Consider the following 15,093-nt stretch of genomic DNA (forward strand, 5'->3'; position numbering starts at 1 on the left):
CGAAGCCGAAGCCGAAGCCGAAGCCGAAGCCGAAGCCGAAGCCGAAGCCGAAGCCGAAGCCGAAGCCGAAGCCGAAGCCGAAGCCGAAGCCGAAGCCCCGGTCGCTGAAAAGACCGTCGAACGCGTAGTTGAAAAACGCGGCGGTTTCGTTCCGGCCCTGTTGGGTGGGGCGCTGGCCGCCGTTGCAGGTTTCGCGCTGGGCAATGGAGGGCTGTTGCCAACCGGCCCGGACAACTCGGGAGCGCTGGCAGAGCTGGAAGCAAAGCTAACAGAACAGTCGGACCAGATCGCCAAGCTGTCACAGGCGCTTGCAAACAGCCCTGATGTGTCTGGACTGGCAGATCAGGTCAAAACGTTGTCGGACAAGCTGACACCGGTTGAGAGCGACCTCGGCACGGTAAAATCCTCGGTTGATGCGCTGTCCGGTCAGGTCGCGCCATTGACGGACCGGGTCGCTGCGCTGGAAAAAGCCCCGATCGCCTCCACTGCCTCGCCCGAGGCAACCGCCGCGTTTGAGGCGGAACTGAAGAAACTTCAGGACTCGCTGGCGGCGCAACGGGCTGAAGTCGAAAAAATGGTTTCGGACGCTCAGGCTCTCGAAGCGAAAGCCTCGGCAGATGCACAAGCTGCAATGAATGCTGCCATTCTGGCGCGTCTGCGTGGACAGCTGGACACCGGCCAGCCTTTTTCGGAACTGGTTGCTGAACTGAAGGCAGGCGGTGTGAATGTACCGGACGCCCTGTCCGGCCCGTCGGAAAAAGGCGTGGAAACTCTGACCGCGCTACGGGCGTCGTTCGAGCCTGCGGCGCGAAATGCATTGGCCGGGGCGCGCGAGGCCGACAAAGGAACGGGTTTGGTCGCCTTCCTGCAACGTCAAACGGGTGCCCGTTCCGTCACGCCTCAGCAAGGTGATGGTCCAGACGCTGTTCTGTCGCGTGCGCAGGCTGAGCTTGCGAATGGCGACCTGACCAGAGCGTTGAATGAACTGAAATCACTTCCCGAAGTGGCGCAGGCTGCGATGGCCGATTGGGAGCAGGCGGCCGGGACACGAGCCTCCGCCATTGACGCCGTGAATACGCTGGCTTCCAGCCTGAACTCGAACTGAAGGACCTGCCATGCTGTGGTCATTGTTTAAGATCCTCGTTTTTGTTGCGATTATCGGCCTGCTGGCGCTGGGCGGTCACTTCCTGATGCAAACCAGCGGTGGGGTGCAGATCACCGTCGCGGGCACGGAATTCACCCTTGGGCCGCTTCAGTCAGTGATTGCGCTGGGTGTTCTGGTATTTGCGGTCTGGCTGTTCTTCAAACTGCTTAGTCTGTTGGTTGCGACGCTCAAATTCCTCAACGGCGACGAAACCGCCCTGTCGCGGTATTTCGACCGCAGCCGGGAACAGCGCGGCTATCAGGCGCTGGCCGATGGGTTGATGGCTTTGGCCTCGGGCGAGGGGCGCATTGCCATGACCAAGGCCAGTAAAGCCGAAAAGCTGTTGAACAAGCCGGAACTGACGGATCTTCTGGTGGCGCAGGCTGCCGAGATGACGGGTGACACCAAGAAAGCTTCGGACACCTACAAGAAACTGGTGACAAACAGTGCGACCCGGTTTGTCGGTGTGCGCGGTATCATGAAACAAAAGCTGGCCGAGGGAGATGATGAAACCGCCCGCAAGCTGGCCGAAAAGGCGCTGGCCATCAAACCGCGCCACGAAGAGACACAGGACGTACTGCTGAAATTGCAGACCAAGGCGCAGGATTGGGCTGGTGCCCGGTCGACGCTGACGTCCAAGTTGAAAGCCGGGTATCTGCCGCGCGACGTATTCAAACGTCGCGATGCGGTTCTGGCGCTGTCCGAAGCCAAGGGAATCCTGGATGAAGGCGCGACTGTCGAGCAACAAGAGCGCGCGATCGAAGCCAATCGCCTGTCGCCCGACCTGGTGCCTGCCGCCGCCATGGCGGCCCGCGCGTATATCGCCAAGGGCAAGTCCCGGGCAGCGACCAAGATCCTGAAAAAAGCGTGGGAAGTTCGCCCACATCCGGATCTGGCCCATGCCTTTGCCGAGATCGCGCCGGATGAAACCCCGGAACAACGGGTCAGGCGTTTCACGGCGCTGACCCGCACCCATCCCGAAAATCTGGAAACCCGTCTAATCCTGGCCGAACTGAACATTGTGGCCGAAGACTTCCCCGAAGCCCGCCGTGCCCTGGGTGATGTCGTGGAAAAACGGGGTGACGCGCGCGCCTATACATTGATGGCCGCCATTGAACGCGGCGAGGGTGCCACCGACGCTGTTGTCCAAGGCTGGCTTGCCAAGGCACTGAACGCGCCGCGCGGCCCGCAATGGGTGTGCGACAACTGTCATGACATTCAACCCGAATGGGGACCTGTTTGTCAGAACTGCCACAGCTTCGATACGCTCAGTTGGCAAACGCCACAGACACCCGAGATTGCAACAGCGACCGGGGTTCACATGCTGCCCCTGATCGTCGGTGCACTTGAGAGCCAGACCGAAGAACCCGAAGCTGTCGAGCCTGCGGAAGACGATGATGTGGTTGAAGTCTCAGTGGATGCTGTAGAGGTGGCGGACGACGCAGAGGCTCAGAAACAGGTCTGAGCCCTGCTGTTGCTAACTGTGAATTGTCGCAATCAATTCGGTTTGCTAACGTCATCCTCGCGTCGGGGAGGGCGTTCAAATCCAAATGCTGGACTACTCTCACAACACTTGGTTGGTGGTGGCTTCGCTTGCCGTGGCGCTCATGGCCGGGTTCACGGGTCTGTACCTGACGCACGGCGCGTCAAGGCTGGATAGCCAGCGGCGCAAGTTCGTGGTGGCATTGGCCGCTGTCATTCTGGGCGGCGGCATCTGGTCGATGCATTTCGTGGCGATGCTGGGGCTGCAACTGCCAATTCTGTTTTACTATGATGCCTTGATCACTCTGATGTCGGCACTGGTCGCGATCCTGATGGTCGGGCTGGCCTTGCTGCTGCTGCATTTCCGGCCTCGCTCGGTTCAGACGATGATCGGATCTGGTGTGATTGTCGGGCTGGGCATCGTCGCGATGCACTTTGTCGGGATGGCTGGTATGCAGCTTTGCCGCCCTGTCTATGACATTTTCGATGTTGCTCTGTCAGCACTGGCATCAGTAATCTTGTCGGTGGCTGCAATTTGGGTGGCTTATGGCAACCGGACACAACGGAACATCCTGCTTGGTACGGTTTGTTTCGGGCTGGCGGTGTTCACAATGCATTTTGTTGCCACGGGCCTGACTGATTTCGTCGCGAGCGACAGCCTCGGCGGGGCGGGTCCAGCGCTGGATAATCAGGTTTTGGCAATGGGGGTGACGGTATCCGTTTTCCTGATCTGTGGCGCTTTCCTATTGACCGGTATCACGTTCATAGAACCAAAGCCCGTGGCTGCACCTGCTGCACCTGCCTCGGGACCTGTGTCGGAACCCGCCCCAATGCGCGCTGGTGTTCCGTATGAGCGCGAAGGCCAGACCTTTTTTGCGCATCCCGCGCGGATCGCCGCCATTCGGGCCGAGGGGCATTATACGGTTCTCTATATGGATGCAGAGAAACTGTTCTGCCCCTGGTCGATCACGGATGCGGAAACGCGACTTTTGCCCGAAGGCTTCCTGCGGGCGCATCGTAGCTATCTGGTGAACCCGAAACACGTCTCGCGCTTTGAACGTCACAAGGACAATGGCACCTGCTATTTCGATGGCGTTGACGCGCTGAGCAAGGTGCCGGTCAGCCGGTCCCGCCTGACGGATATTCGCGAAGCACTGGGATTGTAGGCGCAACTCGTGCAGTTCTTTCGCATTTCGTGAAACAAGCCGCGCGCTCCGTTTTCCTTAACTGGATCAGTTAAATCCGCCGTTCTTTCCTTACCTCAGGTCCCCCAAGGCATATCGCCCGGACCCAGGGAGGAAAAACATGATACCAGCCGGCTTTGAGTATCACCGGCCAGGCGACATTGCCTCGGCCATCGGCATTCTACAGGAATACGGGGACGAGGCGCGCGTGATCGCGGGCGGGCATAGCCTGATCCCGATGATGAAGCTTCGCATGGCCGAGATGGGTCATCTGGTCGATCTTCAGGCCATCGAAGAGCTTAAGGGGATTGAGGTCGGGCCTGACACCGTTACTTTGGGTGCGATGGTCACGCAGCACGAGCTGATCACCCATGGGGATCTGGCCGGTGCCATTCCGCTGATCCGCGAGGCGGCTCTTCAGATTGCGGATCCGCAAGTGCGGTACATGGGTACTGTCGGTGGCAATGTGGCCAATGGTGACCCGGGCAATGACATGCCGGGGCTGATGCAGTGCTTGAACGCCTCGTTCGAGTTGTCCGGCCCGGACGGGAAGCGGACAGTTGCCGCGCGTGATTTTTATGAGGCCGCGTATTTTACCGCCCGCGAAGATGAAGAAATCCTGACCCGGATTTCGATCCCTGTACCGGGTACGGGCGTGGGGCAGGCCTATCAAAAGCAAAAGCGCAAGATAGGGGATTATGCGACCGCCGCCGCGGCTGTGATGGTTGGCAACGGTCAGGCCTCGGTTGCGATGACCAATCTGGCCGACACGCCCATCTGGTCGGATGAGGCCAGCACCGCGCTGGCCGGTGGCGATGTCGAAGGGTGCGTTGCCGCAATGCTAGACGCGATCGATCCGGTCGCTGACAACCGCGGCCCCGTCGAATTCAAGAAACACGTGGCCGCCGTGGTGCTGCGCCGTGCCATCGATCGTGCGCAAAGCCGCGCGGGCTGAGGGGGAGGGAACCAATGTCTAAAATGCATGTCAAACTGACCGTAAACGGCAAGCAGGTAGAAGGTCTGACCGAGCCACGCACGCTGCTGATCCACTTCCTGCGGGAAGACCTGAAAATCACCGGCCCGCATATCGGGTGTGAAACCAGCCACTGCGGCGCCTGCACCGTTGATATCGACGGCAAGTCGGTCAAATCCTGCACCGCCTTTGTAGCGCAAGTAAACGGTGCTGAGATCACAACCGTTGAAGGGCTGACCAATGATGATGGCAGCCTTGGAGTGTTGCAGGAAATGTTTCGCGAACATCACGGACTGCAATGTGGGTTCTGCACGCCGGGCATGATCACCCGGGCGCATCGTCTGTTGCAGGAGAATCCGAACCCGACCGAGGAGGAAATCCGTTTCGGTATGGCCGGAAACCTGTGCCGCTGCACAGGATACCAGAATATCGTCAAGGCGATCTCGGCTTCGGCTGACTTGCTCAATGCACAGAAGGAGGCCGCGGAATGAACGACCAGACTCTGACCCCCGAAGAACGCGCTGCCAACCTCAAAGGTATAGGTTGCGCCCGAAAGCGCGTCGAGGACGTGCGTTTCACCCAGGGCAAGGGTAATTACGTCGATGACATCAAGCTGGACGGGATGCTGTTTGGTGATTTTGTGCGATCTCCTTACGCCCATGCCCGCGTCGTCAGCGTGAACAAAGAGGCGGCCTTGGCACTGCCCGGCGTGATCGCCGTTTTGACCGCCGAAGACCTGTCGCCTTTGGGTTTGCATTGGATGCCGACACTGGCCGGTGACAAGCAGATGGTGCTTGCCGATGGCAAGGTGCTGTTCCAGGGCCAGGAAGTTGCCTATGTCGTGGCCGAAGACCGCTATGTCGCGGCGGATGCCGTTGAACTGGTCGAGGTCGAATACGAAGAGCTTCCAGTTATCACGGACCCGTTCGAATCGTTGAAGTCGGACGTGGTGCTCCGCGAAGATCTGGAAGGTCAGACCGAAGGCGCACATGGGCCGCGTAAGCATCACAACCACATCTTCACGTGGGAACAGGGCGACAAGGACGCGACCGAAGCTGTGCTGGCCGAGGCAGACGTGGTCGCCGAAGAGATGATCTATTACCACCGCACCCATCCGTGCCCGCTTGAGACCTGCGGTTGCGTGGCGTCGATGGACAAGGTGACCGGCAAGCTGACGCTCTACGGAACGTTCCAGGCCCCTCATGCAATCCGGACAGTAGTGTCGCTGATCTCTGGGCTGGCCGAGCACAATATCCGCGTGATCAGCCCCGATATCGGTGGTGGGTTTGGCAACAAGGTGGGGGCCTACGCAGGCTATGTGTGCTCGGTGGTGGCCTCGATCGTTACCGGCAAACCGGTGAAATGGGTCGAGGACCGGATGGAAAACCTGATGTCCACTGCCTTTGCCCGTGACTACTGGATGCAGGGGAAGATTGCCGCCACCAAGAATGGAAAGATCACTGGATTGTGGTGTCACACCACGGCGGATCACGGCGGTTTCGACGCGTGTGCCGACCCGACCAAATTCCCTGCCGGGTTCATGAATATCTGCACCGGGTCTTATGACATCCCGACTGCCTATCTGGCAGTGGATGGTGTCTATACCAACAAGGCGCCGGGCGGTGTGGCCTATCGCTGTTCCTTCCGCGTGACCGAAGCCGCCTATTTCATCGAACGCATGATCGAGGTTCTGGCCATCAAGCTGAACATGGACGCGGCCGAGTTGCGTCGGATCAACTTCATCAAGGCAGATCAGTTCCCCTATCAATCCGCGCTGGGCTGGGAATATGACTCGGGCGATTATCACACGGCCTGGGACAAAGCGCTGAAGGCTGTGAACTATGAGGGTCTGCGGGCGGAACAGGCACAGCGGATTGCGGATTTCAAGGAAGGAAAAACGCGCAAGCTGCTGGGCATTGGTCTGACACATTTCACGGAAATCGTCGGGGCCGGACCGGTGAAGAACTGCGATATCCTCGGGCTGGGGATGTTCGACAGCTGCGAGATTCGCATTCATCCGACCGGATCAGCGATTGCGCGGCTTGGAACGATCAGCCAAGGCCAGGGCCATGCCACAACCTTTGCCCAGATCATCGCCAGTGAAATCGGCCTGCCCGCCGATGACATCACGCTGGAAGAGGGTGACACGGATACTGCACCTTACGGGCTTGGGACTTATGGGTCCCGGTCTACTCCGGTCGCAGGCGCGGCCACAGCAATGGCGGCCCGCAAAATTCGGGCAAAAGCCCAGATGATCGCGGCCTATCTGCTGGAGGTGCACGACAACGATGTCGAATGGGACGTGGATCGCTTCGCTGTCAAAGGCGCGCCTGAGCGGTTCAAGACCATGAAGGAAATCGCATTCGCCGCCTATAATCAGGCCATTCCCGGGTTGGAGCCGGGTCTGGAGGCCGTCAGTTACTATGACCCGCCCAATATGACTTATCCTTTCGGGGCCTATATCTGTGTCATGGAGATTGACGTGGATACTGGTGAATGGGAAGTCCGGCAGTTTTATGCGCTGGATGACTGCGGCACCCGGATCAACCCGATGATCATCGAGGGTCAGGTCCATGGCGGTGTGACCGAGGCGTTGGCCATCGCGATGGGTCAGGAGATTGCCTATGATGACATGGGCAATGTGAAAACCGGTACGCTGATGGACTTCTTCCTGCCGACCGCGTGGGAGACGCCGAACTATACTACCGACCATACGGTGACCCCGTCCCCGCACCATCCGATTGGCGCAAAGGGTGTGGGGGAAAGCCCAAATGTCGGCGGTGTGCCCGCGTTCTCGAACGCAGTGCATGACGCGTTCCGACCCTTTGGACTGGTGCAGAGCCATATGCCGCACGACCACTGGCGGATTTGGAAGATTGCCAATGGTCTGGGGATGCATGGGTGAATGGGATCGGACCGGCTGTTGCCGGTCCGACCGACGGAGGGGGCTCTGCCCCCTCCGAACCTCCCCCGGGATATTTGGGGCCAGATGAAGATAGGATCCTGGTTTTGACCTTGAAAGATGTGCAGAACGGGTTGGTTGCGCAGGGCTATGTTGCCGATGATCGGTTGGCCATGGCGTTGCATCTCGCGCAACAACTTGGGCGCCCGTTGTTGCTGGAGGGGCCGGCGGGTGTGGGGAAAACCGAAGTTGCGAAAGCGGTGGCAACCTGGCGCGATACGCGATTGATACGTCTGCAGTGCTACGAAGGTCTGGATGCCAGCCATGCCATCTATGAATGGAATTATCAAAGACAGCTATTGGCGATCCGGGCGAGCGAAGCGCAGGGTGGCGTCGCGGAGGCGCAGCTGTTTTCGGATGAATATTTGCTGAAAAGGCCTTTGTTAGAGGCTATCTCGGAAACAAAACCTCCGGTTCTGTTGATTGATGAGATTGATCGGGCGGATGAGGAGTTTGAAGCCTACCTTCTGGAAATCCTGTCAGACTTTCAGATCACGATACCCGAGCTGGGAACTGTGCAGGCACAAGTTCGGCCTGTCGTCATTCTGACGGCCAACGGGACGCGGGATTTGTCGGATGCGCTGCGCAGAAGATGTTTGTACAGCTTTCTTGACTATCCTTCGAGAGAGACCGAATTGGCGATCCTGCGGGCACGACTGCCTGAAATTGAGGGGATTCTGGCGCGTCAGATCATTGGGGTTGTGCAGGCGCTGCGTCAGGAAGACCTTGAGAAGAAACCGGGCGTCGCCGAGATGCTGGATTGGGCAGCGGCCCTGTCCGGGTTGGGTGTCAATGATCTGGCCAAATCCCGCGAAGACGTGCAGGCGACGCTGGTGTGTTTGCTGAAGACTGCCGCAGACTACAGTGCGGCACCGCCCGAGGTGATGGATCGCTTGATCGGAAAGGTCGCGTGATGCAGGTTACGCGCTTTCCCGCCCGGGCTTTGGGCCTTGCCGACCGCATGTCGGGTTTCATAGCGCATCTGCGCATGAATGGCATGCAATTGGGCGCGTTGGATGCGGGGGACGCGCTTGCCGCCCTATCCGAAGTGGATGCAACGGATGCCAATCAAGCCCGGCAAGCCATGTGCGCGGTCTTGACCGGAGACGCGGACGATTGGCGCAGGTTTGATGAACTGTACGATGCTTATTGGTTCAACGCTGGTGCGCAGCGTTCGGGAAAAGCGAAAAACAAGCATGTGCGGGTGCAGTCCGCCAAGCCAATGATCTGGCAGACCAGAACTCAAGCTGAAGACGAACCACGATCCGGGTCGGCACAAGAGGCCACTATGCCTGACTGCGGTGAAGGGGAAGCCGAAGGGGTGGACGGCAAGTTGATCGCCACGCGAACGGCCAACCTGTCACGCCGGGATTTGCGAGAGTTAATGGACGACGAGGCCCTAAAGCAGGCTGAAACAGCCGCGCTGGCCTTGGCGCGGGCTTTTCGGGACAGGCGATCGCGCCGCCGGAAACGGGCGTTGCGCGGGGCTGTTCTGGACATGCGCCGAATACAGCGCGCCAGTCTGGCGCGAGGCGGTGAGCCGCTGGACCTGTATCGCCGAGCGCGGCCGCCGCGCCCGATGCAGATTGTGGCATTGTGCGACGTGAGCGGCTCGATGACCGTGTACTCACGTGTGTTTCTGGCTTTCCTGAAAGGGTTGATCGGCAGCGGGATCAAAGCAGATGCGTATTTGTTTCACACGCGATTGATGCGGGTTACAGATGCGTTACGCGACCATGATACTCTCCGGGCCGTGGGTCGGTTGTCGCTGATGGCCGAAGGCTTCGGCGGCGGCACCGATATTTCCGGCAGTCTTGAGCGATTTCTGTCGGGATACGGCGCGCGGGCACTGAACGGGCGTACTGTCGTTCTGATCCTGTCGGACGGATATTGCAGTTCTGATCCGCAGGCTCTGGGGGATATGCTTGCGCGTATCAGGCGCAAGGCACGCCGTATCGTCTGGCTGAACCCCTTGAAGGGCTGGAAGGGCTATCAACCAATTGCGGCAGCGATGCAGGCGGCTGAACCCTATCTGGATGCGCATTTACCGGCCAATACGCTGGATGCATTGGCGGCGCTTGAGCTGCAGTTCCAAAAGCTGTGAAAGGAGTCTGACCTTGGCGAATTTCGACATTTTTGACACCATCGATCAGCTGCGCGGAACCGGAGAGGCCTTTTGTGTGGCGACGGTTTTGCGCACGGCGGATGCGACCTCGGCCAAAGCTGGGGGGAAGGCGGCGGTTACCCAGGCGGGTGAAATTCTGGGTCATCTTGGTGGGGCTTGTGTGCAACGCGCAGTCCGGGCAGCGGCGCAACAAGCTTGGGGTTCCGGGGCGCCGCAGATTATCCGTGTCAAACCTTCAGAAAAGGTGGTGAACATGACGGATCCCGATGGTGTTCAAACGTTCAAAAGTGGGTGCCCGTCCGGCGGTACAGTTGATCTATTGGTCGAGCCCTATCAACACGCGCCCCGGCTGGTGATTTTCGGCGAGGGGTTGATTGCCAAAGCTCTGGCGGCGCATGGATCTTTGGCGGGGTTTCGTACGGTTGTCGAGGATGGGCTTGATATTGCTGGAAACCATGTGCGGTTCGCCTTGGAACAGGTCGATGCGCTGGGCGTGGAGCCGCGGGACTATGTCGTGGTGGCTGCGCAGGGGCGCAGCGATGCGTCCGCTTTGAAGGCGGCATTGGAAACCGACGCGGCACGCGTGTCGATGGTGGCCAGTCGCCGCAAGGCAGCTGCCCTGACTGCAAAGCTTATCGCCCAGGGATTGGACCCTTTGAAGGTTGCGCGCCTGAAATCTCCGGCGGGCTTGGACATATATGCCATAGACCCGCATGAGATCGCCCTGTCGATTTTGGCCGAGATCGTGATGTGGCGGAACGGTGAAAAGGCAGCAAAGGTGTCGCATGATGAAAAGCTTGCTTGAACGCCTTTACCGCATGTGGCCTGCGTGGCTGGAACAAAGGATAGCCAAGGTTGCAACGTGCGTATTCCGAAGATGTTGTTGAACAAAGGAAAGACCTGAATGGAACTGACTGATGAAATCCGTATCGCAGCGCCACGGGACGTCGTTTACCGCGCGCTTAACGATCCCGACATATTGATGGAATGCATCCCGGGATGTGAGGAACTGACGCAGAAATCACCAACCGAGCTTGAGGCGAAAGTTGTTCTGAAAATAGGCCCGGTCAAAGCGCGCTTTGCAGGTGAGGTCACATTGGACACGGCCAATGCACCAAATGGGTTTTCCTTGATGGGTGAAGGCAAGGGCGGGGCGGCTGGATTTGCCAAGGGCGGCGCAGACGTATCGTTGACCGAAGAAGGGGACGAAACCGTGCTGAAATACACGGCGAAGGTTGATGTTGGTGGCAAGATTGCTCAGCTCGGCAGTCGGTTGATTGCGGGAACCGCCAAGAAGTTGTCGGCAAAGTTTTTTACGCGGTTCGGAGAGATCGTGTCAGAGCAGTCGGCTGCATGAACCGGAGCGTTCCATAGCCGAGAGGTTATCAAAGCAGGGACCACTGTCGACAAGGCGGGGAAACCCGCCGTCAACCGAAGGAGTAGCAATCGGCGGTATCTGCAAATTCTCAGTCAAGACAACGCTCTTCAGCGAGAGCTGCGAACACGCCTGTCAACGGAGGGTTGAAAATTGGGTTCTGCCCATAAAAAATTGGCTTTTCCCGAAATAACCGGTAGATTTTCTGTAAAAGGTGGAAAACACCGGAGGCAGTAAGAGAGCAGATGTCACAGGCAAAAACTCGTGTTTTGCGGACCACGATACCTGCCGGTCTTGTAGGCAAACGGGACGGTCTTTTTTTCTTGTGGGGCGAGATTGAGCGCGCCCGTTTGAAAATTGAAGACGGAGGCCGTCAGGACGCTGCAACGCCGGACGGTTCAAGTGTAAACATGGCAGGCGCAACGAGAAGGTTGGTGCAGATACCGGTGGACGAGTTCATTTTCTTCTGATGGCAAGGTCTGGACGGGATTGGCTGTTTACAAACGGCAATGCCACTCGCCGGATCTGTAGATTTACTGAGGGAAATAGACCCTAACCAAACTGCCCGTGACAGAACCAGCCTGCAGACATGGTTCCGCCATGGCCGTAAAACAGCCACAACCGCTCGCCCTGCTGTGTCATCACAACCCAGTAGTCCCGCACGCCGCTGCGCCAGTTCGGGTCATCCAGCCACCATTCTGGTGCGATCCGTTCCGGGCCGGTGGCCTGCGCCAGCTGCCAGTTACGTCCGCGCCAGCGAAAGGCGCTGGGCACGTCGGGGGTTTCCGGGGCCATTACCGGCTCAGGCTGCCACATCAGCAGGGGGCGGGGGCGTGGCGGCACAGGCCAGTCGCGGGCAGGTTCCGACCATGCCGCCGCCAGCGTTTGCGCCGTTTTCTCAGGGATGTGCGAGGCCGCGGGATGGCGCCGGGTGATTGCCTCAAGCCCCACCCGCGCGCCCAGCTTGCCGATCAGGTCATCCACGGCGGTATTGCCCGCCAGCCGGTTGCGGGCCACACGGCGGGCTTCGGCATGGCCGGCCACGGTACGGGCGTGGATGGGTTCCGTCTGCACCGCCTCAAGCCGCAGCATGTCGATGCCGTAGCCTGCGTCGATCTTGTCGATTTTCATCTCTAACAAAGGGCGAATGCGGTGTTTATCGTAAGTTGGGCGGGCCAGACCGACCTCGATAACCTCAGCCGCCTGATCGGCACGGTGTGCCTCCAGCCGCAGGGTGCGGGCACCGCGCCCCTTTTCTTCCAGCTTGGTGCAAAGCGTTGGCAGAACCCGATCAACCGCAGCCATGACATCCTCAACCAGACCAATCGGGTTGGGCAGGGTCATCCGGACCGCGAAGTGATGCGGCGGGCGGGCGGGCGAGACAGGCTCGGGCGCGCTGCCCATGGCCTGATCCAACCGCAGAACCAGCCCGCGCCCAAACCTCCGCGCAAGGCTGGCGCGGGGTTGGCCCAGCAGATCGCCGATGCGGCGCAGGCCCAGACGGTTCAGCTGCACGACAACCTGATCGTCCAACCGCAGCGCGGCGATGGGCAGGGGGCTGAGTGCGCCATAAGATTGCCCCGGCGGTGCGATCCGCGCGCCTCCGCCCAGGGCCCTCACTTGCGGCGCGGTGCCGCCTTTGGTCCAGTGCCGCCGTTTGCCCGCCCGGGCGCGGGTGGCACGGGCCTCCTGACTGATGGCGTCGCCATTGCGGTCGGATGTGGCCGCTTGCCCCGCATAGCGCGCCAAAGCCCAGGCTGCGCCCAGCGTGTCGGCGATGCCCATCTGTACGCTGAGGCCCATATCCGCGCAGTCGGTTTCAAGAACGTTCAGCAACGCCTCCTCTCCGCCAAACAGATGGGTGCAACCTGACAGATCGACGATCAGCCCGTCCGGGGGCTCTTCGGCCACCCATGGGCTGAACTTTCCCGCCCAGCGACGCAATGCGGCCAGGAACGCGGCTTCGGCCGGGGCGTTACGGTGGCGCGTGATCAGGTTGGCACACATGGCATGAGCATCCCGCACCGGCTGGCCGATACGCAGCCCGGCAGCCTGCGCATCGGCATTCACCGAGGTAATAACCTGCATGTTCGACTGCTCGGCCACGATGGCCAAAGGTCCGGTATGCAGCCCCCGCGCAGCGCGGATCAGCCGTTCAGCCCCCAGACGGGGGAACCATAGCGAAAGTATTCGGCGTTTGGGCATTTTCAAGCATCATAACGTTCTTACTTTGTTCTTAAGTGAGAATCGATGCCTGAGTCGAGTCCGCCCTTATCCGCAGGTCAGCCGCTGGATGATCCCGTCACCATTCACGTATACGTTTAGCCGGTCGATGCGGTAATCCTGCGTGGCGATGTCATCCGGCCCCAGCACGCGCGACCGCGCGGGCAGGTTTGCCTGAATGGTTGAAACAGGCTGGCCAACGGTATCCGAAAAATCTTCGCCCTGACAAAAGGCCAGATCGACCGGGGCAGGTTCCGGTGGCAGCAAAGCGTCTTCGGGCGCGGGCGGGGTCTCAGCGCAGGCCGCCAGAAAGATCAGGATCGGGAAAAATCGATGCATTGGCGTTCCTCATTCTGGCAATGTCGTTTCTGCAATATCAATTAATTAGCCAACCTGCCATGAAAGCACGGTTGAAAACACCCTGTAATTGACGCAGGGTCGGGGCAAAAGTGACAGGGAGATAAGTAGCATGCGTACCCATGCCGCCGTCGCCATTCAGGCAGGCAAACCTTTGGAAGTGATGGATGTAAACCTCGAAGGCCCCAAGGCGGGCGAGGTTCTGGTCGAGATCAAGGCCACCGGCATCTGTCATACCGACGAATTCACTCTGTCGGGTGCCGACCCCGAAGGCTTGTTTCCGGCCATTCTGGGCCATGAAGGCGCAGGCGTGGTGGTCGAGGTCGGCCCAGGAGTGACCAGCCTGAAGCCGGGCGATCATGTGATCCCGCTTTACACCCCCGAATGTCGCGAGTGTGAATACTGTCTGCACCCCAAGACCAACCTGTGTCAGGCGATCCGGGAAACACAGGGCAAGGGTCTGATGCCCGATGGCACCTCTCGTTTCTCGACCTTGGATGGCGATCCGATCCTGCATTACATGGGCTGCTCGACCTTCTCGAACCACACGGTTCTGCCTGAAATCGCGCTGGCCAAGGTGCGCGAGGATGCGCCGTTCGACAAGATCTGCTATATCGGCTGTGGTGTCACAACCGGTATCGGCGCGGTCATCAACACGGCCAAGGTGGAAATCGGCAGCCGTGCAATCGTGTTTGGTCTGGGCGGTATCGGCCTGAACGTCATTCAGGGCCTGCGTCTGGCCGGAGCAGACCAGATCGTCGGCGTCGACCTGAATCCCTCCAAGGTGGAAATGGCCACCAGGTTCGGTATGACCGACTTCGTGAACCCGTCAGAGGTTGAAGGCGATCTGGTGCCGTATCTCGTCAACCTGACCAAGGGCGGTGCGGATTATACGTTTGACGCCACAGGCAATGTCGGCGTGATGCGTGCAGCACTTGAATCGGCGCATAAGGGCTGGGGTGAGTCGATCATCATTGGCGTGGCACCTGCAGGGGCCGAAATCTCGACCCGGCCATTCCAGCTGGTCACCGGCCGTTCGTGGCGCGGTACCGCATTTGGTGGTGCGCGTGGGCGCACGGACGTGCCCAAGATCGTCGACTGGTACATGGAAGGCAAAATCGAGATCGACCCGATGATCACCCACACCATGGGTCTGGACGACATCAACCACGGCTTCGACCTGATGCATAAGGGCGAAAGCATTCGATCGGTGGTTATCTATTGATAAAATTGAAATAATTGCGCAAGGCGGTCTTTTGCCCGCCTTT

Annotated in this window: 13 protein-coding genes; 11 read left to right on the forward strand and 2 right to left on the reverse strand. The window is 59.5% G+C overall.

The window, feature by feature from the left end:
* From ACR0AM_RS13740 to ACR0AM_RS13785, 10 genes are all read left to right on the forward strand, one after another.
* Positions 1-1,105: COG4223 family protein (locus ACR0AM_RS13740; RefSeq protein ID WP_480623197.1), on the forward strand; the 1,105-nt coding region annotated here is incomplete at its 5' end.
* Positions 1,106-1,115: 10 nt separating this feature from the next.
* Positions 1,116-2,609: a heme biosynthesis HemY N-terminal domain-containing protein gene (locus ACR0AM_RS13745; RefSeq protein ID WP_480623198.1), complete on the forward strand. Its 1,494-nt coding sequence runs from the start codon at positions 1,116-1,118 to the stop codon at positions 2,607-2,609.
* An 85-nt stretch (positions 2,610-2,694) separates the two neighbouring features.
* Entirely contained in the window at positions 2,695-3,792 is a 1,098-nt protein-coding gene (locus ACR0AM_RS13750; protein ID WP_480495010.1) for an MHYT domain-containing protein, read from the forward strand.
* A gap of 139 nt (positions 3,793-3,931) precedes the next feature.
* Complete coding sequence (locus ACR0AM_RS13755; RefSeq protein WP_480623199.1) at positions 3,932-4,765, forward strand: FAD binding domain-containing protein; 834 nt, start codon at positions 3,932-3,934, stop codon at positions 4,763-4,765.
* Positions 4,766-4,779: 14 nt separating this feature from the next.
* Positions 4,780-5,274 carry a (2Fe-2S)-binding protein gene (locus ACR0AM_RS13760; RefSeq protein WP_480519526.1) on the forward strand — a complete coding sequence of 165 codons (495 nt, stop codon included), beginning with the start codon at positions 4,780-4,782 and terminating at the stop codon, positions 5,272-5,274.
* Positions 5,271-7,688 (forward strand): aerobic carbon-monoxide dehydrogenase large subunit, encoded by a 2,418-nt coding sequence (locus ACR0AM_RS13765; RefSeq protein ID WP_480623200.1) that lies wholly within the window; start codon positions 5,271-5,273, stop codon positions 7,686-7,688. Before ACR0AM_RS13760 ends, ACR0AM_RS13765 begins: the two co-directional genes overlap by 4 nt.
* A 104-nt stretch (positions 7,689-7,792) precedes the next feature.
* Positions 7,793-8,659 carry an AAA family ATPase gene (locus ACR0AM_RS13770; protein WP_480519530.1) on the forward strand — a complete coding sequence of 289 codons (867 nt, stop codon included), beginning with the start codon at positions 7,793-7,795 and terminating at the stop codon, positions 8,657-8,659.
* The gene (locus ACR0AM_RS13775; RefSeq protein WP_480623272.1) at positions 8,659-9,849 is read left to right on the forward strand and encodes a vWA domain-containing protein; all 1,191 of its coding nucleotides are present in this window, start codon (positions 8,659-8,661) and stop codon (positions 9,847-9,849) included. Before ACR0AM_RS13770 ends, ACR0AM_RS13775 begins: the two co-directional genes overlap by 1 nt.
* A 13-nt stretch (positions 9,850-9,862) precedes the next feature.
* Complete coding sequence (locus ACR0AM_RS13780; protein WP_480623201.1) at positions 9,863-10,675, forward strand: XdhC family protein; 813 nt, start codon at positions 9,863-9,865, stop codon at positions 10,673-10,675.
* A gap of 99 nt (positions 10,676-10,774) precedes the next feature.
* Positions 10,775-11,227, forward strand: a complete 453-nt coding sequence (locus ACR0AM_RS13785; RefSeq protein WP_480474467.1) for an SRPBCC family protein — start codon at positions 10,775-10,777, stop codon at positions 11,225-11,227.
* A 570-nt stretch (positions 11,228-11,797) separates the two neighbouring features.
* Here the strand turns inward: ACR0AM_RS13785 and ACR0AM_RS13790 are convergent.
* Positions 11,798-13,450 carry a DUF6504 family protein gene (locus ACR0AM_RS13790; RefSeq protein ID WP_480623202.1) on the reverse strand — a complete coding sequence of 551 codons (1,653 nt, stop codon included), beginning with the start codon at positions 13,448-13,450 and terminating at the stop codon, positions 11,798-11,800.
* A gap of 66 nt (positions 13,451-13,516) precedes the next feature.
* Positions 13,517-13,807 carry an I78 family peptidase inhibitor gene (locus ACR0AM_RS13795; protein WP_480474470.1) on the reverse strand — a complete coding sequence of 97 codons (291 nt, stop codon included), beginning with the start codon at positions 13,805-13,807 and terminating at the stop codon, positions 13,517-13,519.
* A gap of 130 nt (positions 13,808-13,937) precedes the next feature.
* Here ACR0AM_RS13795 and ACR0AM_RS13800 point away from each other — a divergent pair, with 130 nt between their 5' ends.
* On the forward strand, positions 13,938-15,050 hold the full coding sequence (locus ACR0AM_RS13800; protein WP_480623203.1) for an S-(hydroxymethyl)glutathione dehydrogenase/class III alcohol dehydrogenase: 1,113 nt from the start codon (positions 13,938-13,940) through the stop codon (positions 15,048-15,050).
* The last annotated feature ends 43 nt before the right edge of the window (positions 15,051-15,093 follow it).

The organism is Ruegeria sp. AD9 (assembly GCF_056542305.1).